This window comes from Agitococcus lubricus, assembly GCF_003051055.1.
Lineage (GTDB): Bacteria > Pseudomonadota > Gammaproteobacteria > Pseudomonadales > Moraxellaceae > Agitococcus > Agitococcus lubricus.
Genome location: NZ_QAON01000009.1, coordinates 21819 through 44066, shown reverse-complemented (window position 1 = coordinate 44066; position 22248 = coordinate 21819). Strand labels below are relative to the sequence as shown.

The window sequence follows — 22248 nt, the reverse complement described above, 5'->3', positions numbered from 1 at the left end:
ACTCAACCACAAGGATGTATTTATGGCGCTCCCTTCTTCGCTCCACAGACTCTCCGATACTGCCGCTACGGAGCAAATTTACTGTGTGGCTTTTGAGCGTACAGACAAAACAACTCACTGTTTTCATGTTGACAATTTATCTCAAGAACTCGCACAGCCCAATCAATTATTTTGGCTAGATGTTCAAAGTCCTGATATCCATCGTCTCAATACGCTCCTAGAACAATTAGGTGCGACACCACTCACGAGTCATCATTTTGATGAGCCTGAAATTTTGCCACATATTGCCGAAACCAAAGAGTGTTTGTCGTTTTATCTCTATGAAATTGCCAATCCTAACCAACACTTAAATACCGAAAATGGCATACGTGTCCTACAAGTACAGCGTTTGCTATTTATTATTGGCAATCAATTTGTGGTAACTTATCATCGTTCTGCATTGGATATTGTTGACCATATTCAAGCCAATTGTGCCGACTGTTTTAGATTATGGGGGCGCACACAAGGCTTTATTATGTTCTTGTTTTTACAGCGTTGTTTATATGACTATGCCAATCTTAATTTGGCCAACGATAACTTTTTAGACCATTTAGAACACCAATCTATTACGGGGCAACCTCATCACCTGCCCCATGATATTTCTATTGCAGCCAGTAATATTTTGACCCTCAAAAAGCTGACGGCCAGCTTACATATCGTATTAATGTTATTGGGGACTAAACGCAGTGTTTTTGTCACAGAGGAAGCACGTAGCTCTTATCAGGAAATGAATCAAAATGTGATTTCGGTGAGAGCGGCTATCGATTCGTCACGTGACCTTTTAGACGGGGTACTTGCCACTATTCAAGCACAAACGACCCAACGTACAGGCGAAATTGCACGGGTCTTAACTGTCGTCTCAACCATTATTTTACCGTTAAGTTTTATTGCCAGTATTTACGGCATGAACTTTGAGCACATGCCTGAACTACACAGTGAATATGGCTATTATGCTACGCTGACAGGCATGGCGAGTTTAGCCACTTTATTGGTTTTGGCTTTTTGGAAGTTAGGTTGGCTCAATAACCGTATTCAGATGGGAAAAAAGTCTTAAAAACTAGTCGGCAAATAACGGCTTAGCTTGTTTATCACCTCGCTCAATCAACAACCCCACACTGTCTGCCGCAGGCAAGGCAGCAGGCTTAGACAAACGTAATCTTAGCCACGTCACCCCAAATTCAGTCATCAACAATTCAGCGACCCGCTCCGCTAAGGTCTCTACCAAGTGCCATTCGCTTTGACTAATATAATCGCGTAAGCGATTAGAGACTTCTTTATAATCTAAAGCATAGTGAATATCATCACTTTGTGCCGCACGTCGAATATCCACCGCTAACTCTAAATCTAAATGAATGGGCTGACGGATACGTTTTTCCCACGAAAAGATACCCACAATTGTTTCAACTTTTAAGTTACGAATATATAAAATATCCATGCTCGCTATCACTGTTCGGTCACTAAAGACCGCTATTATAGACTGCTTCGCTGCAATTAGGGCATGAACAAGATTCATCTTGTACGCGAATCTTACGCAGCTTATAGTGATTTGCGCTGCGCATTGTTGTTTATAGCTGACTATTTAGCATAATAGGGGCTGTTCGCCATCACCATCACAACATAGCCCTTCGTCATGACTGACTATCATCCACACAGGACACGCCTATGTCTGATACGCTGAGTTTAGTTTTATTGGCCGCCGCTTACTTACTGGGTTCTATTTGTTCGGCAATCATCGTATGTCGCGTATTGGGTTTAGCCGACCCACGCACCGAAGGCTCACAAAACCCTGGCGCCACCAATGTGATGCGTATTGGCGGCAAAAAAGCTGCACTACTGACGTTAGCTGGCGATATGCTTAAAGGCGTACCTTTAGTATTATTAGCGCAATCATGGCAATTACGACCTGACTTAATCAGTGCGATTGGATTAGCTGCCTTTTTGGGGCATTTGTATCCTGTGTTTTTTAAGTTTGAAGGCGGTAAAGGGGTGGCCACTGCACTCGGTGTATTATTGGCCTTGCACTGGCCATTAGGCTTAGCGGTGATTGCCATTTGGCTACTCGTGTTTGCGTTGAGCAGAATCTCCTCTTTAGGCTCTATCCTCAGTTTTAGTGCCGCGCCCTTTTTAGCATGGTATTTATGCCCATCTTATATGCTGGGCATTGTTGGGATGAGTATTTTGTTAATTGCCCGCCATAAAGCCAATATTCAGGCCTTAATAAACGGCGAAGAACGTAAATTCACCAAAAAATCCGCAGATGACTAGGGTCTGTTGACGTCTTGCGTGTGAGCCGCGTTGCTGAAAAAATGGACTCAAGCAAGGCTCCAAACGCAGCGAATCGTGATTCTATTGGCCAGTTTTGTTACGTAGAATGAGCCAACTTTTAACGCAAGCCACAGGGAAAGAGCCTTAGCGCTCCAGCCCAAAATTTAGGACGTAGGGAGCTTGAGTGCCTTTAACTCGGCAATAACGCTGCCTTTGGCATCCAGCAACACTAAATTATCATTACTTTGTAATAAGCGTACACTGCGCACCTGTGATAGGGCTTTGTACACTAACTGGTCTTGGCTCACTAAGGAATCGCACGGCTGATTACCCATTTTTAAGGCACTGACCGCCAACCATAAACCGTCACGGCGATAACGCGCCGTGTAATCGTTACAGCCCGATGTCCCATATAAATCACCCGTTTTGATGCGTAATACCGCCGCCAAATCGCCTGTTGCTAAACGCTGTCCCTGAACATGAATAAACTGCCAATAGGTGTTGTCAAAGTTGTCGGGCATATCGCCATATACACTCACCTGATTGCCCGCTAATGCAATCGTACGGTCTTTCACCATGGCTTTGTCCGTCACTTTGGGCAAACTAATTGTCCGTTGCGGCTGACTACTGCATGCGCCAATACACGCCATCACTATCAGGGCAATACTTGCCTTTTTCATATCAACTCCTTTACGCATTATCTTTAGAGATTATTGAGGCTATTGACGGGGGCTAAACTCGTCATTGGCCAACGCGGCTTGACCGTCACGGCTAAATTTTCTTGTTGGCCAACCAATAAACGCTGACAACCCGCATAAGCAATCATTGCGCCATTATCGGTACAAAATGCGGGGGAAGGATAAAATACTTGCCAGCGTTTGCGCTGTGCTAAGTCTTTTAATTGCGTCCTTAACCGTAAATTGGCACTCACTCCGCCTGCCATCACCAAACGTTTTAAGCCCGTTTGTTTGAGGGCACGCTCACATTTACGCACTAAGGTATCGACAATAGCCGCTTCAAAACTGGCAGCAATGTCGGCCTTTTTATTATCATAATCTGGCGTTTGTTGATAGGCCGTTAACACAGCCGTTTTTAAGCCACTAAACGAAAAATCTAAACCAGGTCTGTCTAACATCGGACGGGGAAATGCAAAGGCATTGGCATTACCTTGAAGCGCTAATTTCGCCACTTGCGGGCCACCAGGGTAATCTAAATGCAACATTTTAGCGACTTTATCAAAGGCCTCGCCTGCCGCATCGTCTATGGACTCACCCAAGAGCTGATAACACCCAATACCGTCTACACGTAATAACTGACTATGCCCACCCGATACTAATAAGGCGACAAAAGGAAAATCTGGCTTTTCAGACTCTAATAACGGGGCTAATAAATGCCCTTCCATGTGATGCACACCCATCGCAGGTACACCCCACGCATAAGCCAAACTACGGCCAGTAATTGCACCTACCATTAACGCCCCTGCCAAACCTGGCCCTGAGGTATAGGCAATGGCATCTATCTCCTGTGGTTGAGTATGGGCTGCCGCTAAAACTTCTTTAATCAATGGAATCAGTTTACGCACATGGTCACGCGAGGCTAATTCGGGCACGACCCCCCCATAATCGGCATGTAAATCGACTTGACTATATAAACGATGTGCCAACAAGCCTAATTCACTATCATAAACTGCTACCCCTGTTTCATCACACGAGGTTTCTAAACCCAAGACGCGCATCATTTCGCACTCAATGACAAAAAATGAGTCTTAATTGTACGCGCTGCTTGCTGTTAAGGCCATCTTTGCGTAGAATTGCCGCCTCATTGTATTCAGGGCTTAGTCTCTGTTTAAGAAACAGGCGTTATTATGCCTTGACTTAAACTGTCTATGTGTTTGTTGTAGGCTTTTTTATATCGCCACTACACACAGACATAACTAAGCCAACAAGGTATCTGCCCATTGGGGCGGTTGTTTATAGATTAAAGGTGATGATTCATGCCCCAAGTGAAAGTAAAAGAAGGCGAGCCATTTGACGTAGCATTACGTCGTTTCAAACGTTCCTGCGAAAAAGCCGGTGTTTTAGCCGATGTGCGTAAGCGCGATTTTTATGAGAAGCCAACTCAAGAGCGTAAGCGTAAAAAAGCGGCTGCTGTTAAACGCTATGCAAAAAAATTGGCACGTGAATCCGTCAAAACGACTCGCATGTACTAATTTAACACTTCAGCCATTTGGGCTAAGTGCGACACGGCGCGACTAGCGTTCAGTGTAAAATAAACGCCTTTTTTAAGGCGTTTATTTTTTATGCCCATTCAGAAAAGTACAAGGAACATAATAATGAGCTTAAAAACGCAATTAACAGACGCTATGAAAGAAGCCATGCGCGCTAAAGACAGTGCGCGTTTGGGCGTGATTCGTATGGCATTAGCCGCCTTCAAACAAATTGAAGTGGACGAGCGGATTGAATTAGACGAAGCGCGTTCTTTAGCCGTACTCGAAAAATTGATTAAACAACGCCGCGAATCGGTGTCTGCTTACACGGCTGCCAATCGAGATGATTTAGCCGCCCAAGAAAAAGCCGAAATTGCGGTCTTAGAAGTCTTTTTACCTACCCCGTTTTCTACAGCAGAAATTGAAGCATTGATTCAAGCTGCCGTGACCGAAGTTGGCGCAACCAGTGCACGCGATATGGGTAAAGTGATGGCTATTTTGCGCCCACAAATTGCTGGCCGCGCCGACGGTGCAGAAGTCTCTAAATTAGTGAAAGCCCAACTTGGCTAATTTTGTGCTAGCCTTCACTCTAAGCCCTTGACACTCAAGGGGCAGGGTTTTCTTAGGACTTACGCAGTTATCGTTTATTTAGTCACATGAAAGGCATATCCTATGCCTTTATGTTTATACAACGCACGCATTTGGGTGCAAGGTGTAAGTCCTCCTCTTTTACTGACATCGCATTTATGGCTGGTCGTATTCCACAAAATTTTATTGATGAAGTATTACGTCGCACAGATATCGTAGACGTCATCAGTGCACAGGTAAAACTCAAAAAAACAGGCAAAAATTATTCTGCTTGCTGCCCTTTTCATCACGAAAAAACACCGTCTTTTAGTGTCAACCGTGATAAGCAGTTTTATCATTGTTTTGGCTGCGGGGCTTCAGGTAATGCCCTCAGCTTTGTTATGCAATACGAACGCCGCGAGTTTATTGACGGTCTAGAATATCTGGCACATAAAGTTGGTCTGAGTTTACCCGAAACCAGCCAACAACAAGAACACATTTCACGCCAGCCTTTGTATGACATTCTCGAAGCTGCCGCTCAGTTTTACGAGCAACAATTAAGTAACTCACCACAACGCGAAAAAGCCATCAGTTATTTACAAGGTCGAGGCATCACAGGACAGACCGCAAAAGCATGGCGTTTAGGCTATGCCCCCGCAGGCTGGGACAATTTATTTAATGCCTTAGCCGACAGCCCCGAAAAACAGCAGTTGTTAGTCGATGTTGGCCTAATAGTACATAAGCCAGAGCGCAATTCGTATTACGACGCGCTACGTGACCGTATTATTTTTCCGATTCGTGATGTGCGTGGTCGGGTGATTGCCTTTGGTGGACGGGTCTTGGATGACAGTAAACCCAAATATCTTAACTCACCCGAATCGCCTGTCTTTCATAAGGGCGAAGAGCTATATGGCCTATACGAATACAAACAAGCCAAACAAAACCGACAGCAAGTGATGGTGGTCGAAGGCTACATGGATGTGATTGCTGTTCATCAAGCAGGCTTGCCTATTGCCGTCGCTACCTTAGGGACAGCCACCAGTACCACACACATTGATAAAATATTTCGTACCGTTCCTGACTTAGTTTTTTGTTTTGATGGCGATAACGCAGGGCGCAAAGCGGCGTGGCGTGCGCTGGAGTCCTCACTGCCTGCCCTCAAAGAAGGCGTCAGTGCGAGTTTTTTATTTTTACCTGACGAACATGACCCTGATTCTTTTATGCAAGCACAAGGACTGGCTAACTTTGAGCATTATGTAACGCAAAGCCTGCCCCTAGCCGATTTTTTATTTAACCACTTGTGCGAGCCACTCAATTTAAGTTCTTTAGAAGGTAAAAGTAAACTTGCCAGTTTAGCCAAACCTCTCATCGAAAAAGTACCTGTTGGCGTGTATAGACAACTATTATGGCAACGTCTGAGTCAACTCACAGGGCTAGACGAATCCGCACTCAAAGGCGCTGCGCCCACTGTACTCACACACAGCCCTGTACTGGATGTCGGGATAGGATTTAACGAAGAAGTCGTCACTCCTCGTTTGCATCCTCGTCGCCCCACACTCAGTTTGGCAACACAAGCCCCCACTGTCGCAGGACGGTCGAGCCTAAGCGATAAAGCCACACAATTATTATTACAAAAATCAGACGCTGCACTGGCACTGGATTTAGACACCCTGCGCCAACAACTCCCTGCCAATAGCCAATTATTTTTAGACGTCGCACATTTTTGTCAACAACACCCCCACTGCACCAGTATCGCTCTTTTAGGTGCATGGGCAGGCACACATGACGGGGCTTATCTTAAGGCCTTAGCCGAAGATGCCAGTTTTATTCCTGCACTTAATGTAGAAGCCGAATTACATGACATTATCAATCAGCTCAGTATTCAGGCGATTGAACAACAACTCACCCAAGCTACCGATTTAGCGAGTCAGGTACGACTCAAAAAATTATTGCATACTACCCGTCAGGCATTAGGCAAAGCAAAATAACAAGAAAAATGCTGCCGTTTAATGCAAGTCTTTTACCGTTCTTGACAAGCCATGCTATACTAGTAGTCTTGCCTGCATCATTAGACTTGGCATTTATCCAGTCTGAGCATGTTGGCTGAGCTATGTGAAAAAATCAGGGTTGTTGTGTTGGCCATTTTGGCGCGTTTTGTGAATATCTATTTACCAGCGTATCACAACAAACCAACGGTGTGTTCTCCATCAAGAACACACGCCAGAGTCTTAGACCAAAGAGAGCTTCGCATGACCAACGAGCGCATGACTAACGAAAACGAAACCCAAACGACCTCTCAGGTTGCCGCCTTAATTAGCCGTGGTAAAGAACAGGGCTACTTAACCTATGCCGAACTGAATGACCATTTACCTGAATCTATCACCGAAACCGAGCAAATTGAAGATATTATTCAAATGCTCAATGATTTAGGTATTCCTGTGCATGAGCGCGCACCCGAAGCCGATGATTTATTGTTAGAAGAAACGCCTGATGCCAGCGATGACGAAGTTGCTGCTGAAGAAGCCGTTGCTGTATTAACCTCTGTTGAAACCGAACCTGGCCGCACCACCGACCCTGTACGTATGTACATGCGCGAAATGGGTACTGTTGAGTTATTAACCCGCGAAGGTGAAATTGCGATTGCCAAACGCATTGAAGAAGGCATTCGTGATGTATTAAATGCAATGGCACACTGGCCAAGTACCGTAAATACCGTCCTCAGCGAATATGAGCGCGTAGCCACAGGCGAACGCCGTTTAGCCGATATTTTAGTCGGTTACTTAGACATTGAAGATGACACAATTCCTGAAGTCATTGAAGATGAAGCCGAATTAGAATTATTAGGTGGCGGCACAGAAGCCAAAGCTGCCGATATTGACCTTGATAGCGAAGAAGGTGAAGGTAGCAGCGACGATGAAGACGAAGTAGAAGCAGGCCCAGACCCTGAAATCGCGCGTCAACGTTTTACTGAGCTGGCTGCCTGCCATGCCGAAACCAGTGTGATTTTAGAAAAACATGGCCGTCACAGTGCCGAAGGTCAAGCTGCTTTAGGCAAATTGGCCGAAACCTTTATGTTATTTAAGTTGACCCCCCGCTTATTTGACTTAATTGGCCAAGAGTTACGCTCTGGTCAAGAAGCTGTACGCGCGCAAGAAAAAGCAATTATGGTGCTCTGTATTCGCCGTGCCAAAATGGACCGTAAAGTGTTTATCCAAGAGTTTCCTGGCCACGAAATCAATCTCAATTGGGTGGATAGCCAAATCGCGACCAATAAATCTTGGAGCCAAGGCTTAAGCACTTACCGCGAAGACATTATTCGTGCACAGAAGAAATTAATTGCACTCGAAGCCGAATTAAGTCTGAATGTTGCCGAAATCAAAGACATTAACCGTCGTATGTCGATTGGTGAAGCCAAAGCGCGGCGCGCCAAAAAAGAAATGGTCGAGGCCAACTTACGTTTGGTAATTTCGATTGCCAAAAAGTATACCAACCGTGGTTTACAATTTTTGGACTTAATCCAAGAAGGGAATATTGGCTTAATGAAAGCGGTGGATAAGTTCGAATATCGTCGAGGTTATAAGTTCTCAACTTATGCGACGTGGTGGATTCGTCAAGCCATTACCCGCTCAATCGCTGACCAAGCACGTACTATCCGTATTCCTGTACACATGATTGAAACGATTAATAAAATTAACCGTGTTTCTCGGCAAATGTTGCAAGAAATGGGGCGTGAACCGTCTCCCGAAGAGTTGGGCGAGCGTTTAGACATGCCCGAAGATAAAGTGCGTAAGGTCTTAAAAATCGCCAAAGAACCTATCTCGATGGAAACCCCGATTGGTGATGATGAAGATTCGCATTTAGGTGACTTTATTGAAGACACCACCATGACCTCGCCTGTTGATGCGGCAACGGCCGAAGGTTTGCGTGAAGCCACTCGTGAAGTCTTGGCTAACTTAACCCCTCGTGAAGCCAAAGTCTTAAGAATGCGTTTTGGTATTGATATGAATACCGACCACACCTTAGAGGAAGTGGGCAAACAGTTTGATGTCACGCGTGAGCGCATTCGTCAAATTGAAGCGAAAGCCTTACGCAAATTACGTCATCCTTCTCGTTCCGAACATTTGCGTTCGTTCTTGGATAATGAGTAGCTTCGACTCCGCTCAGCTAGCCCAGCTGAGCGCCGCGAAGTCTGAGGTCTAAAAAGACTTTTGCTAGAAGCCTCTTTGCGTTAGGCTAACGTAAAGAGGCTTTTTAATTTTAGAATTTTCTTATGAGCAGCACCTTTAATCTTCACGACATCGCTACTTTTTTGGCGATTGTCGATTGTGGCAGCCTCACACAAGCGGCTGAACGCTTGGGTTTATCTAAATCTATTGTCAGTAAACGCCTAAAACGACTCGAAGAAATGCTCGGCGTTGCACTGCTACATCGGTCAACACGCGGCATTAGTACGACGGTACATGGTCAAGCCTTCCATACACGCGCATCGGCAATTTTGCAAGAACTAGAGGCCGCCGCCGAAGAAATCACCGAACGCAACGAAAATTTATGTGGCTCCATTCGTATCGCCGCTCCTGTCACGTTTGGCACCATGTATTTAGGTAAATTATTGTTTCCATTTATCGCTAAACACCCTCGCTTAGACGTTGCGATTCATTTGGACGATAAAGTAGAGGACATTATTCAAGAACGCTATGATTTAGCCATTCGCATCAGTGCCGACCCTGGTTTATCACTCAAAGCCCGTAAATTGGGGGATTGCAAGCGGGTTGTGGTTTGTAGTCCCGAGTATGCCGCCAAGCGTGATATCAGCCGTTTATTTGATGATTTGTTTGCTCATGAGTACATCGGGTATAGCAATATTGCTAATAGCCAGTTGTGGGGCTTTTTACCGCAAGGTGAACAAAATCGCGTTCAAATTCATAGTCGATTCACCGCAAATAATGGTGAAATGAGTCGAGATGCAGCGATTGCAGGTTTGGGTTTGGCCGTCATGCCGTTGTTTATTGTTGCTGAAGCATTGAGGACTGGCCAATTGATTGATGCCATGCCACAAATGGAACTTAGCCCTATCCCTATTTATGCTGTGTATCCACCGACGCGTTATGTTTCTAAAAAAGTACGTTTAGTGATTGACCATTTATGTCAGTCCTTAGGTAGTAATCCACCGTGGGAACAAGATTTACCCAGTACGTTCTCGTAAACATTTGATAAAAGTTGCTATCATCGTTATCGACTTCGCCATGTTGCAAAAGAGCCTGTTGATTGCAGTGATGAAAGAGACGCTTTTTTTAGCGAAGACGCCGCATAGCTTGGCCGATTTGCCTTAGCGATTGACGACTGCCTAGGATATTTTATGGATATACAATTTCGTGCTGCCAAACTGAGTGATGTCGACCTCGCCTTGCCACTGATGTACAGTGCAGCCCCTGAAGCACTCGACTATTTATATGCTGTTGGCGATAAAAGCGCACATGACTTTTTACGTTTTGCTTTTTTAGAAGGTAAAGGCCTATATGGTTGGCGTAATCATGCGGTTGCATTGGTAGACGATAGAGTCGTCGGCATAGGCTCTTTTTTTAGTGGCCAACAGTACCGTGCTTTAACACAAGAACTGATGTTGCAGGTGCTTAAATTTTATCCCAAACTGGCATTGCCTGCGCTTAGCTTACGCACGTTTCACATGGCACAAATTATTCCACCTCCGCCATTATATTGTCATTTTTTAATGGATTTTGGTGTCGACCCCGCCTATCAAAGTCGCGGTATTGGGTCGGCATTTCTACATCATCATCAAGCCATTGCGATTGAGCTAGGCAGAGACTCTTTAGGGCTGGATGTGTCGGTGACAAATCACCGTGCACAGGCTTTGTACGAGCGTCTAGGATTTGAAGTGCTCACCGAAAAACAATTCAAAGGTTCTAAAGGTGCTGTACCCGACTGTAGACGAATGATTTTAAGTTTGAATTGATTGTCCGTCAGCGAGGTCATTTACATCAACGACCTCGCTGAACCTCAAGATATTCAGCCTCATGTTGACTGATAATAAGGCTTAGCCAACATCGCCTTTAAGCAGGTACAGCAACCAAAGGCGCTTTTTGTGTCGCCACGTCATATTCTTTGGCATTAAACTGTCGCGTTTTATGGCGATAGACCAACGTAAAACCCGGCCAATTATTGGTATTTTTACCCGATTCGGTTTTATACCAACTGGTACAGCCGCCGTCCCATACGCTATTTTTTACTTGTTTTTGTACCCACTGATTATATACACCCTGCACTTGTTGGCGAACATTTACGTACGACCACTGGTGTTGGCGCATTTGTTTAATCGCATCCATGATATAAGCGAACTGACTTTCTAACATATAGACAATAGAGTTATGCCCTAAGTTAGTATTTGGCCCATACAGCAAGAACAAATTAGGGAAACCACTGACGGTAATACCTAGATAGGCTTCGGCACCGTCTCGCCACGCTTGATTTAAGTCTTGACCCTCTAAGCCTCTAATGCTCATCGGGGCAAGGAAGTCCGTTGCCTGAAAGCCTGTACCATAAATAATGACATCAACAGGATATTCTTGGCCATCTTTGGTTTTTACCCCTTGCGCGGTAATTTCGCTGATACCCTCTGTGACGACATTGACATTTGAACGGCATAACGCAGGATAATAATCATTAGAAATCAAAATACGCTTACAGCCCAACGGATAATCAGGCGTTAATTTTGCACGTAATTCGGGGTTAGGCACTTGCTGACGTAGATAGCGTAAAAACTGCCACGAATAAGGTTTCATGGCAACTTTATTCAGGCTAGTAAATGCCAAGGCACGCGCTTCATGTTGACCATACATCACCGCACGACTTAATTGCTGTAATGCAGGGAGTTTGGCATAAACGGCTTGTTCTAAGCGGCTATAGGCACGGTCAGGCTTAGGAATCACGTAGGGCGCAGAACGTTGAAATAAGACTAAACTCTTTGCTTTTTTGGCGACTTCAGGCACAAATTGAATCGCGCTTGCGCCTGTTCCAATCACGGCAATACGTTTTTGATTCAGGTCAATGTCGTGATTCCAACGCGCAGAATGAAAAATCTGTCCCTGAAAACGGTCGATGCCTTTGAGCTTAGGGTAAGCAGGACGATTTAACTGACCGCAGCCACTGATGAGAATACGTGCATGAATCATATCACCGTTCACGGTACGAATTTGCCATACCCCTTTCACTGCATCAAATTGAGCACCCGCGACTTCACTGTTAAAACGAATATGCGGCATGAGTTGATAGCGCTCGACACAATCCCGAATATAACGGTAAATTTCAGCTTGGGGCGCAAACTTACGTGACCACTTTGCGTTAGGCGCAAATGAAAAAGAATACAAATGCGAAGGCACATCACATGCAGCGGCTGGATAGCTATTATCACGCCAGCAACCGCCAACATCTTTTTCTTTTTCTAGCAATATAAAGTCATTAAAACCTGCTTGTTGCAATTGAATGGCAATCCCTACCCCACCAAAACCAGAACCGATAATGGCTATTTCTGTGTGCTGTATTTGCATAAACGTTACTCGTATCAGGAAACCACGCATTGGGGCGCGTATTGTAGGGATTATTGTATTGAGTAGCGATAAAAATTGACTAACAACAGGGCGAGTTGCCTTATGTGAATCCATTTTGCACGCTTACTCAACGTCTTGGCCATTTTTTAGCTTAGAGATAACATTACAGTACGATAATCCTAAATTTTATGGTAGATTCGGACAGCCAATTGTGATTTTCGGACAATCATTATGAGCGCATGGCCAGAACAGCGTAGTATCAACAGTATTAGAGTCTTGGTAGAGCTAGGACAAGAGCAAGGCATGTTATTACGTGATTGTCTTGCTGGGACACAACTGTCAGCCTATCAGCTACAAAATAGCCAAACACAAGTCTCGGCGCACCAAGAACTTACCGTTGTCGATAACCTCATTGGTCATCTACTACCTAAAACACCACATTTGGGCTTATTAGCAGGGCAAAAATATAAATTAAACACCTTTGGTATTTGGGGATTTGCGTTAATTAGTAGTCCCACGCTACGCGATGCGCTTAATTTAGGTATTCGTTATGTCGACTTAACGTTTGCCTTTAATCAAGTGCGATTAGAAGAAGACGAACGTTATGTTTCGATTATTTTAGACGGCGAAGCCATTCCTAGTCCGTATCGACGTTTTTTAGTCGAGCGGGATATGGCCTCCATCATGACGATGTTTCACGATTTATTAAATATCAAAGCACCATTAACCCAACTGCATTTTCAAGCACCTGCACCTACACATATTTTACCCTACGAAGCCTATTTTGGTATTTGCCCCCAATTTAACCAAGCCAATAATCGTATTGTTTTTGAGCGTCATTTTTTGCAATTAGCCATTCCGCATCGTAATGCCAATACCGCCTTAATCAGTGAATTTCAGTGCCGTGAGCTACTAGCACGCCGTGAACAACGGTTGGGCATTGCAGGTCGTGTTCGTGACCTGTTAATTATGCAGCCGCATAACCCGCCGTCGATGGAAGATGTCGCTCAACAATTGTGTATGAGCTCCCGCACATTGCGTCGCCATTTACAAGCCGATGGCGTTTCTTATCGTTTACTGTTAGATGAAGTGCGCATGGCACTTGCTGAAGAACTATTGACACTAGAACATATCACTAGCGAAGAAATTGCCATCCGTTTGGGCTATTCAGAAGTGTCCAATTTTTTACATGCCTTCAAACGCTGCAAACAAATGACACCACGTACTTTCAAACAACAACGACTACTTAATCGTGAGCGTCTACCATGAATCCTCGCCAAGCCAGCTTAAACTTTATTTTATTTACCGTCTTTTTAGACGTGCTTGGCATTGGGCTGATGATTCCTGTATTGCCCTCTCTGATTGGCACTCTCACAGACTCGTCTGTCTTACAAGCCTATTGGTTTGGTTTACTCGCTACCACCTATGGGGTGATGCAATTTTTTTGTACGCCCTTATTGGGAGCGCTCAGTGACCGTTATGGTCGCCGTCCCGTACTGCTGTTGTCTATTTTCGGTTTAGGGATGAGTTATATTGTCACGGCACTCACTTATTCACTGTGGCTACTGTTAGCAACACGGCTGGTCAGTGGTGCAACAGGCGCTACTTTTTCGGTGGCTAATGCCTATGTTGCAGACATTACCTCGCCAGAACAACGCGGCAAAGCCTTTGGTCAAATTGGTGCTGCATTTGGCGTCGGTTTTATTTTTGGCCCCATGATTGGCGGCAGTTTAAGCGCGATTGATTTAAGATTGCCATTTTTGGTCGCTGCCGCCTTGTCGTTAGCTAATTGGCTCTATGGCTATTTTGTCTTACCTGAATCCTTAGCCCCCACTAAACGCAGTGCTATCAATTGGCGTAAAGCCAACCCTTTTGGTGCTTTGATGCACCTTGGCAAACTCAAGGGCGTTGGTCAATTGGTGCTGGTGTTTTGCTGTTCTGCCTTAGCACAATTTATATTACAAAACACATGGGTACTTTATACCGAATTTCGGTTTGGTTGGCGCCCGCAAGATAACGGCATTGCCTTGTTTGTGGTAGGCATGACTTCTGCGATTACCCAAGGCGTGTTGATGGCCACCTTACTCAAGCGTTTTGGTGAATTAAAACTGGCCATTATCGGCATGCTCTCTGCGGGGATTATCAATATTGCCTATGGCCTGACTACGCACACTCAGTTACTCTATGTGTTGATTTTGATGAATTTTTTGTCTTTTGCGGTCAACCCCGCCTTACAAAGTTTTATTTCTAAAGCCGCCAGTGAACACGAACAAGGCCTGACTCAAGGTGCCTTAAATGCCATTAACAGTATTATGATTATTATTGCCCCGCTCATCGGCACTTTCTTATTAGCTCAAATTAGCCACTTAGATGCAGATAACTGGCTGATGGGCATTACGTTTTTTGTCTGTGCTGGCTTACATTTGTTGGGCGCAATACTGACATGGCGGCACTTTCGTCTGTTAAAGAGTACAAGTTAAACACAAATTTTTGCCTAAACGGCCAGTTTCTGTTAAGAAGGAAGGCTGATTTGTTGTGCTCTGTAACGCGTATATTGCGTGCATTGACAACAAATTGGCGTTAAAGCGAAAGGCATCTCTGTTATTATTTAGGATAATCAGAATTTAGACATGACACCCAAACGCAGACACTTTTAGGGTTTAGACGGTTATCTCTTTGTTGACATCTCAGTTCCATGACCATGACACTCAGACAAAAACTGATACAGTAAATGCCTAAATTCTAATAACAGCCTATTTAGAGAAAAAATTGGCGATAACTGAGCACCACACTCGGTCACCTTCTCCCTGCTATAAGGACTTATTATGATTGCTGAAATTATTGCCGATTTTCAGGCAAATATGTGGCTCTATATTTCGATTCCCTTTGTCAGCGGCATTATTGGTTATGTTACCAAAGTCGTTGCCATTCAAATGATGTTTTTACCGATGGATTTTATCGGTTTCAAAATTTTCGGTATTCCGATTGGTTGGCAAGGTATCGTGCCACGTAAAGCCGAAAAAATGGCAACCATTTCCGTAGATTTAATGACTTCGCGTCTCATCAATGCCAATGAAGTCTTTGCCCGTTTAGACCCTCAGCGTATCGCCAAAGAAATTGAAGGCCCCATGACCGCTGCTGCGGAAGAAATTACACGCTCTGTCGCACAACAATATCAACCGGGTTTATGGGAAATGTTGCCCGACTTTGCCCGCCAAAAAATCATTAAAAAAATGCAAACCGAAGCGCCACAGGTAGTGGCAAATATCATGTCCGAAATTCAAGGTGACGTTGAAAAATACTTTGATATTAAACACATGGTGATTAGTAACCTACTGAAAGACCGCAAAATGCTGAATGAAATCTTTCAAAAAGTAGGCAAGCAGGAGTTTCGCTTTTTTAGTAATGCGGGGTTTTGGTTTGGTTTAAGTATTGGCGTCATTCAAATGATTTGCTGGTTGCTATTTAAGCAACCGTGGATGTTACCTGCCTTTGGTGGTTTTGTTGGCTTTTTTAGCGATTGGGCAGCGTTACAAATGATGTTTAGACCCTTAGAACCTAAAAAAATTATGGGCTTTACCTTCCAAGGTTTGTTTATTAAACGCCAACACGAAGTCGCCCGCGACTATGCCGCACTGATTTCTAAGCAATTACTCACCCCCTCCAATATGATGGAGGAATTGTTTAGAGGCCCATTATCTGACCGTATTATGGAACTGATTCATCGTAATGTGCGCGAAATGATTGATGCCCAAACAGGCTCTATCCGTCCCTTAGTGGTTTATGCGGTAGGTAGTCAAAAATACATCGAAATGAAAGCGATGGTGACACAAAAAATCTTAGAAAAACTGCCAGAAACCATGAAACACATGGAATCTTATGCCGAAGATGCTATGGATATTCGTAATACCCTTGTTGACCGTATGCAAAAACTGACTCCCTCTGAATTTGAGGGCATGTTACGTCCTGCTTTTAAAGAAGACGAATGGGCGTTAATTGCCGTAGGTGCTATTTTGGGCTTTATTGTGGGTGAATTACAGATTCAGTTTATGATTCATTAAAAAGCAGCTGATATCATTGACTGTATGTCGTTTTCTATCTCAGATAATCACTACATACAGTCTCCTCTTAGCCTCTACCTATTCATTAGTTCGACTCATCCGCAAAGCGTCTTTCGTCATCACATTTGTGTATCTGCTTGTCATCTCTCGCCAGCCTTCGTCACCTCGGTATATACTTATTTTTATTAGCATTCATCACAAGGATTTTTATGTCTAAGCCCATGATAGCGATGACTAGTCTTAGCTTCTTACTATTCACTACCACGCCCAGTTTTGCCGAAGATGCTAACCCGTCTGACGATGGTAATAAAGGTTTACCGATGATGATTTTAGGCATTGTGGCTAAACCGCTTTTAGATAATATGGTGAGCAAGTTTTATAACTGGTTTGGCCAAAAAACAGGTGTGCCAATGGCTAGTCCTTTAGTGCCTGCGGATTGTGGCGACAACTGTTCACAAGGGCTACAAGCCAATAACACAACCGCAAACACCAACATCGCCAGCAACACAACCAACAATAATCAAATGGCCTTTGGTGTGGCAGTTGGGGCATGGGTTAAACCGCCGCGTATGCCTGCAAGTGAAGCCGACTTAAGCCAGCCGCAAGTATGGAAAAAATCGTCTTCGGGTCAAGGCACAGAATATACGCAAGTCAAACTGTCGATTTTATTAACCGAAACAGGCTTAGTTGCTGTGGGTGTGCAAGACACAGGTAATCCTGTGCAATTACGCGATACGTTTATGGTGGGTAAACCCAAAGATGGCAGCTCACAAAACGTGGCGTTATTCCCGATTCCCAGTGAGAAAAAAATCGAAGTGATTAGAATCAAGCCAACGATGCCCCGCGAATCGTTATGGGTGTATGTCTTGCCTTGCCAAGTCACTAACGATACGCGCGGTGCAGATGTCAGTGATGGCAACGAAGATTGGCAAAATCTGCAAACCCAATTACCGTCTGCTCCTGCCCAATTTCAGATTAGCCAATTACCTGTTTGCCCTAATGCCAGTGATGTCAATTGGCGTGATATTTATACCAGTGCCAAACCGCTTAACATGAGTCAAAACGACAAACGTCTTTATGGCACAGTCAATACTATCGATAACAATCAATGGTACAAATTAGAAATTCCTTACAGCACAGGATTGTAATGATGTTCAGGCTAATAATTGGCAGTTAAGTAGCCTGTATGCAGCGTAGCGAAATACAGGAAAAACAATGCTTTAAATGGGGTAATCCTGTGTTACGTTGCACTTCACACAGGCTACCGATGATAATTTACTTTTAAAGATTGGTATCATGATGTTTAAGTTCATAACTGCTAGTTTATTAGTGATGGCAAGTTTGTTAGCATCACCAACAATCCTCGCAGGACAAAAAGCCCTTGTGGTGGGCATTAAAGATTATAACTATTGGTCACGACTGCAAAATTCACGTAACGATGCCGAAGACATGGCACAAACCTTACAAAACTTAGGTTTTGAAACGACTTTAGTCACACGTAACGACCAAGGTGAAGTCAATAACGAGCGTTTTAATCAAGCACTACAGCAATTTAGCCAAAATCTACGTCCTGATGACCGTGTGATTTTTTTCTATTCGGGACATGGGGCAGCGATTCCTACCGACAGTGGCAGTACCGAAGGTTATTTAATCGCCAGCAATACCCCCGCACCTAGTCGTGGCAACAAAGTAGCGATTCAACAAAACGCCATTGCCCTAAAACAAATTGCCGAAACTATTAGTAATAAAATTGACCCCGATGTCGGTTCGATTTTATTTATGATTGATGCCTGTCGTAATGAGGTGATTAATCGGGGTGCGGATGTGGTCGAAGAGTCCACGCCAAGCCAGCCCCTCTCCAAACAAATTGAAGTGATTTATGCCACCTCCAACGGCAGTACCTCACTCGATAAACTGCCCACCGATAATCAAAGTCGTAATGGCGTGTTTACTCGTGTGGCGATAGAAGAACTCAATCGTCATAAAAATAGACAAGGTTATTCCTCTGATGCGTTTTTTCCTGCGGTAAAAACTAAAGCCTTACAACTGGCCAAAGCCGCAGGTAAAAATCAAGTGCCTGCTTGGATGAACGATACAGGCCGCGAATCGTTTGTGTTTGTGCCTTGCCCAACTGACCAACCTTGTACCGTGATTATTGATAACAGCACGACTATCAATCACAACAGCAGTGCCGACAAACAATTTTGGGACGAAATTAAAAACTCCACTGATGCCAATGATTACCGCGCCTACTTAAAACAATTTCCCAATGGTAGTTTTGTGGCATTGGCCGAAAGTCGGCGAGACAAATACAGTCAATCGACTAAACAAAGCAGCGTGTTAGAGTCTTTACGTTTACCTGACAACTCCAAAAAAGATATGTCTGTAGACGATATGCAAAAAGAACGCGAAAACAATCCTAATGGCACAAGCATTTATGACTCTTTGCAGCTAAAACCGAAAAAAAGTACAGCCGTTTTGGACTCGTTACGCTTGCCTGAGAAATTAACGTATTCAGGTTGTGAGCGTATTGTTTTTGATTTGGATAAAGGTACTTTAAATGGTTTAAAGGCAACGGCTAGCCAACAAGAGGTTAAAAACGCACTCCCTTGTGCAACAGGTGATACCCCTGATGGCGAGAGTTATAACTACGGTGGCGGTGTATTCTTTTTAAATCATAATTTTTTTATGTACACAGGTAATAACTTTATTGAGGTACGACGCGACTTTAAAGGTTCTGTTACCCCAAATCTATTGCAGCAAAGCCAAGAGCTTGTTGTGGCTCGTTATGGTCAACCTGCGTTTACTCGTCGTGGTGATTATTTTTACACGATGGCTTATGGTTGTTTGCAATTTACGTTTAATAATGGATTTGTTGACGAAATTGATGTGCATTATCAACAGTGTAAAGCAGCGAGTGAGGTACGGTAGGATTCTTGTGGAGACCGTTAATGAATATTAAGCCTATTCGTAATGATAATGATTTAACGGCTGCTTTTATTCGTTTAGAGTCTATTTTTCAAGCAATGGATGGAACGCTTGAAGCAGACGAACGTGATATTTTAGTCACACTGATAGAAGCCTATGAAAACAAATACTATCATATTGATTTTAGACCTAGTGAGGGAGTAATTAAATGTCTGAGCAATTACACAATTTAACCCATAAAATTGATGATTTTAATAATATTGAAACTCCATTTGAAGGCGATGTACTAGAACGTGAAAAATTTGCAAAGAAAATGACGAATTATCTATCTCGTTTAAAAGCGGGTGCTGTATTGGCTATTGATACACCTTGGGGTGAAGGTAAAACATGGTTTGGTCGTCATTGGAATGCTTATTTACAAAGTGATGAACAAAATTATCGAACGATTTATATAGATGCCTTTGAAAATGATTATGTTGAAGACCCGTTTTTGTTGATTGCCACAGAAATTGCTCAACTGATAAAAAAACATCAGAGTATCAGCCAAGATTTTATTCAGGCCTCCGCATCTGTGATGAAAACTATATTGCCATTAGCAGCAACATCTTTACTTAATTTAATGGGATTGATAACAATAGGTAAAATTGGATTATCTGAAGATATTAAAGAGGTTATTGATAATATTAAAGAAAATAGTATAGAAGGAGTAAACGAATGGATTCAAGAAAAGTTCGACAATCACGAATCTGAAAAACAAAGCATTAAAAACTTCAAAGAAAAATTAGAAATATTTGCCAAAGAAGACGAGAAGCCAATTGTTATTTTTATTGATGAATTAGACCGTTGTCGACCTGACTTTGCTATTAAACTGATTGAACGAATTAAACACTTTTTTAATGTCGAAAATGTGGTTTTTGTCTTATTGCTTAACCGAGAGCAACTTCATCATGCGATTAAAGGAGTGTATGGTTCAGAAACAGATGCAGCAACCTATTTAGGCAAATTTGTGAACTTCTTTTTTAGCCTGCCTAAGCCTCATTCCGATAATCCTAACAACTATTACGAGTCAGCTATCTTTAATTTTATTAAATGTGAATTAAAGAAATATCAAGACGTTAGTATCAATACTTTAGAGTTTTTTGCACTAGCCAATCTTTTTAAACTCTCCTTAAGAGATATTGAAAAAGCAATTGCCTTATATGTTTTTTCAAACACCCAAGATAGAGAGACTTTCGCAAGTTTTATCCTATATGCTATTGTGCTAAAAATAAAAGATATACAGACTTTTAAAAAATTACTGACTAATGATTTAGAAATCAGTGCCTACTTAGGTAGTAAGCTAGATAAAGGTCACAGGGTCTATAAATCTGACGTAGGAACATATTCGATTTTAGGGATGTTAGCCGATTGGCATAATTACCACACTCTACAAACCTTGCCCAAAAATCAAGTTAATTCTGAAGAGTTTAATAAATTATTTCCACATCTGAAGTTATTTCTAAACTATCGGACTTTTTATCAACCAATTGATAGCTTTTTTGAAATAGCCGCAAATAAGATAGATATCTCTATAAGCTAATCTCAAAGTGAGGTAGCGTAGGTTGACAAAGGAAACCCTCACTTTATTAGCCAAATCAACATGATGGGTTTCATCCCTCAACCCATCCTACCACACCTCACCCCTCTAACCTTAACAACGCCTTCAATGCTTTGGCACGACTCACCAATAACGACAACAAAATCAAACTACAGCCCACTAATTGTTGACCTGACATACTTTCGCCATACCAAGCTGCTGCCAACAACGCCACCCACACAGGTTCAACCACCAAAATCACCACACCATGCGTATGCTGTGACAAACTTTGGGCGTAGGTTTGAATTAAAAATCGTGCCGCTGTGCCAATAATCGCGCTGGCCACAATCCACCCAAACATCGCTCCCGAAAACTCAGCCATCGTTTTTTGCCACGGCTCAAAAACCAACGAAATAATACTGGCCACTATGCCCACCATCGCCAACACAATGGAGGTTAAAGCAATCGGTGGCACACCAGCCACCACGTGTTGTTGACCATTAGCTAATTGGCGCACCGTTTGATTAGCTGCTGAAGTATTTAAACGATAAAACAACGCAAAAACAAAAGCGGCGGTCACATAAAACCACTGCCCCACCTCGGGATTAAAACCATTTTTTAACGACAACAAAGCTAATCCAACAACAGCAAAAGGCAACGCTAGCCAATTACTGCGCGTTTGCTTCTCACCAAAAAATAGCTTACCAATCACAGGCACTAACACCACACCCAAACTGGTTAAAAACGCACCCTCGCCAACGTGTGTGCCTGTAAACAAACCCATCACCCACAAACTCATCCCCAAAGCAAACACCAAACCTGCGACCATACTGCGCTTAATGGCATAAGCATCTAATTGGCGCAAATGTTGCCAACCAATCACTGCCAACAAACCCGAAGCCAATAAAAAACGTAAGCCCATAAATAACAGTGGCGGCATAATCATGACCGCCTCTTTAGACATAATCCAACTGACTGCGGCTAATAAGGTGACAACGACTAAAAGTAGGTCAGCCTTCGCTGCGTTAGGCATTTATTTTGCTC

At 43.4% G+C, this 22248-nt stretch carries 20 protein-coding genes; 15 read left to right on the top strand and 5 right to left on the bottom strand.

Annotated features, from left to right (window positions below; all coding sequences use genetic code 11):
- Positions 1-22 precede the first annotated feature (22 nt).
- Positions 23-1093, top strand: a complete 1071-nt coding sequence (locus C8N29_RS10085; protein ID WP_107865939.1) for a magnesium transporter CorA family protein — start codon at positions 23-25, stop codon at positions 1091-1093.
- A gap of 3 nt (positions 1094-1096) precedes the next feature.
- On the opposite strand, the gene folB is transcribed toward C8N29_RS10085, so the two are convergent.
- Positions 1097-1474, bottom strand: coding sequence for a dihydroneopterin aldolase (gene folB / locus C8N29_RS10080; protein WP_107865938.1), 378 nt, complete (start codon positions 1472-1474; stop codon positions 1097-1099).
- Positions 1475-1701: 227 nt separating this feature from the next.
- Between folB and plsY the strand changes: the two genes are divergently transcribed.
- Positions 1702-2304 carry a glycerol-3-phosphate 1-O-acyltransferase PlsY gene (gene plsY, locus C8N29_RS10075; protein WP_107865937.1) on the top strand — a complete coding sequence of 201 codons (603 nt, stop codon included), beginning with the start codon at positions 1702-1704 and terminating at the stop codon, positions 2302-2304.
- A 164-nt stretch (positions 2305-2468) separates the two neighbouring features.
- Here the strand turns inward: plsY and C8N29_RS10070 are convergent, their stop codons facing one another.
- Together C8N29_RS10070 and tsaD are read right to left on the bottom strand one after the other, a co-directional pair.
- Positions 2469-2984 carry an META domain-containing protein gene (locus C8N29_RS10070; RefSeq protein ID WP_170106955.1) on the bottom strand — a complete coding sequence of 172 codons (516 nt, stop codon included), beginning with the start codon at positions 2982-2984 and terminating at the stop codon, positions 2469-2471.
- A 23-nt stretch (positions 2985-3007) separates the two neighbouring features.
- Positions 3008-4039 carry a tRNA (adenosine(37)-N6)-threonylcarbamoyltransferase complex transferase subunit TsaD gene (gene tsaD, locus C8N29_RS10065; protein WP_107866013.1) on the bottom strand — a complete coding sequence of 344 codons (1032 nt, stop codon included), beginning with the start codon at positions 4037-4039 and terminating at the stop codon, positions 3008-3010.
- Positions 4040-4297: 258 nt separating this feature from the next.
- On the opposite strand from tsaD, the gene rpsU reads away from it, so the two are divergent.
- The 6 genes from rpsU to C8N29_RS10035 all read left to right on the top strand — a co-directional run bounded on the left by rpsU (position 4298) and on the right by C8N29_RS10035 (position 11048).
- A complete protein-coding gene (rpsU, locus tag C8N29_RS10060) occupies positions 4298-4513 on the top strand; it encodes a 30S ribosomal protein S21 (RefSeq protein WP_107865935.1) in 216 nt (71 codons plus the stop codon).
- Between the two features lie 123 nt (positions 4514-4636).
- A complete protein-coding gene (locus C8N29_RS10055; RefSeq protein WP_107865934.1) occupies positions 4637-5080 on the top strand; it encodes a GatB/YqeY domain-containing protein in 444 nt (147 codons plus the stop codon).
- A gap of 176 nt (positions 5081-5256) precedes the next feature.
- The gene (gene dnaG, locus C8N29_RS10050; RefSeq protein WP_107865933.1) at positions 5257-7065 is read left to right on the top strand and encodes a DNA primase; all 1809 of its coding nucleotides are present in this window, start codon (positions 5257-5259) and stop codon (positions 7063-7065) included.
- 276 nt (positions 7066-7341) lie between these two features.
- Positions 7342-9225: an RNA polymerase sigma factor RpoD gene (gene rpoD, locus C8N29_RS10045; RefSeq protein WP_239987084.1), complete on the top strand. Its 1884-nt coding sequence runs from the start codon at positions 7342-7344 to the stop codon at positions 9223-9225.
- A 122-nt stretch (positions 9226-9347) separates the two neighbouring features.
- Entirely contained in the window at positions 9348-10280 is a 933-nt protein-coding gene (locus C8N29_RS10040; RefSeq protein ID WP_107865931.1) for a LysR family transcriptional regulator, read from the top strand.
- A gap of 153 nt (positions 10281-10433) precedes the next feature.
- Positions 10434-11048 carry a GNAT family N-acetyltransferase gene (locus C8N29_RS10035; RefSeq protein WP_107865930.1) on the top strand — a complete coding sequence of 205 codons (615 nt, stop codon included), beginning with the start codon at positions 10434-10436 and terminating at the stop codon, positions 11046-11048.
- A 97-nt stretch (positions 11049-11145) separates the two neighbouring features.
- Here the strand turns inward: C8N29_RS10035 and C8N29_RS10030 are convergent, their stop codons facing one another.
- Positions 11146-12639: a flavin-containing monooxygenase gene (locus tag C8N29_RS10030; RefSeq protein ID WP_204509321.1), complete on the bottom strand. Its 1494-nt coding sequence runs from the start codon at positions 12637-12639 to the stop codon at positions 11146-11148.
- 231 nt (positions 12640-12870) lie between these two features.
- On the opposite strand from C8N29_RS10030, the gene C8N29_RS10025 reads away from it, so the two are divergent.
- From C8N29_RS10025 to C8N29_RS09995, 7 genes are all read left to right on the top strand, one after another.
- The gene (locus C8N29_RS10025) at positions 12871-13908 is read left to right on the top strand and encodes an AraC family transcriptional regulator (RefSeq protein WP_107865928.1); all 1038 of its coding nucleotides are present in this window, start codon (positions 12871-12873) and stop codon (positions 13906-13908) included.
- Positions 13905-15119 (top strand): TCR/Tet family MFS transporter, encoded by a 1215-nt coding sequence (locus C8N29_RS10020; RefSeq protein ID WP_107865927.1) that lies wholly within the window; start codon positions 13905-13907, stop codon positions 15117-15119. The genes C8N29_RS10025 and C8N29_RS10020 overlap by 4 nt, the downstream gene beginning before the upstream one ends.
- Before the next feature lie 345 nt (positions 15120-15464).
- On the top strand, positions 15465-16700 hold the full coding sequence (locus C8N29_RS10015; protein ID WP_107865926.1) for a DUF445 domain-containing protein: 1236 nt from the start codon (positions 15465-15467) through the stop codon (positions 16698-16700).
- Between the two features lie 209 nt (positions 16701-16909).
- Positions 16910-17848 (top strand): hypothetical protein, encoded by a 939-nt coding sequence (locus tag C8N29_RS10010; RefSeq protein WP_107865925.1) that lies wholly within the window; start codon positions 16910-16912, stop codon positions 17846-17848.
- 148 nt (positions 17849-17996) lie between these two features.
- Entirely contained in the window at positions 17997-19631 is a 1635-nt protein-coding gene (locus C8N29_RS10005) for a caspase family protein (protein WP_107865924.1), read from the top strand.
- A gap of 20 nt (positions 19632-19651) precedes the next feature.
- Positions 19652-19861, top strand: coding sequence for a hypothetical protein (locus tag C8N29_RS10000; protein ID WP_107865923.1), 210 nt, complete (start codon positions 19652-19654; stop codon positions 19859-19861).
- Complete coding sequence (locus C8N29_RS09995; RefSeq protein WP_107865922.1) at positions 19837-21207, top strand: KAP family P-loop NTPase fold protein; 1371 nt, start codon at positions 19837-19839, stop codon at positions 21205-21207. Before C8N29_RS10000 ends, C8N29_RS09995 begins: the two co-directional genes overlap by 25 nt.
- A 97-nt stretch (positions 21208-21304) precedes the next feature.
- Here the strand turns inward: C8N29_RS09995 and C8N29_RS09990 are convergent, their stop codons facing one another.
- On the bottom strand, positions 21305-22237 hold the full coding sequence (locus C8N29_RS09990) for a DMT family transporter (protein ID WP_107865921.1): 933 nt from the start codon (positions 22235-22237) through the stop codon (positions 21305-21307).
- Positions 22238-22248: the final 11 nt, after the last annotated feature.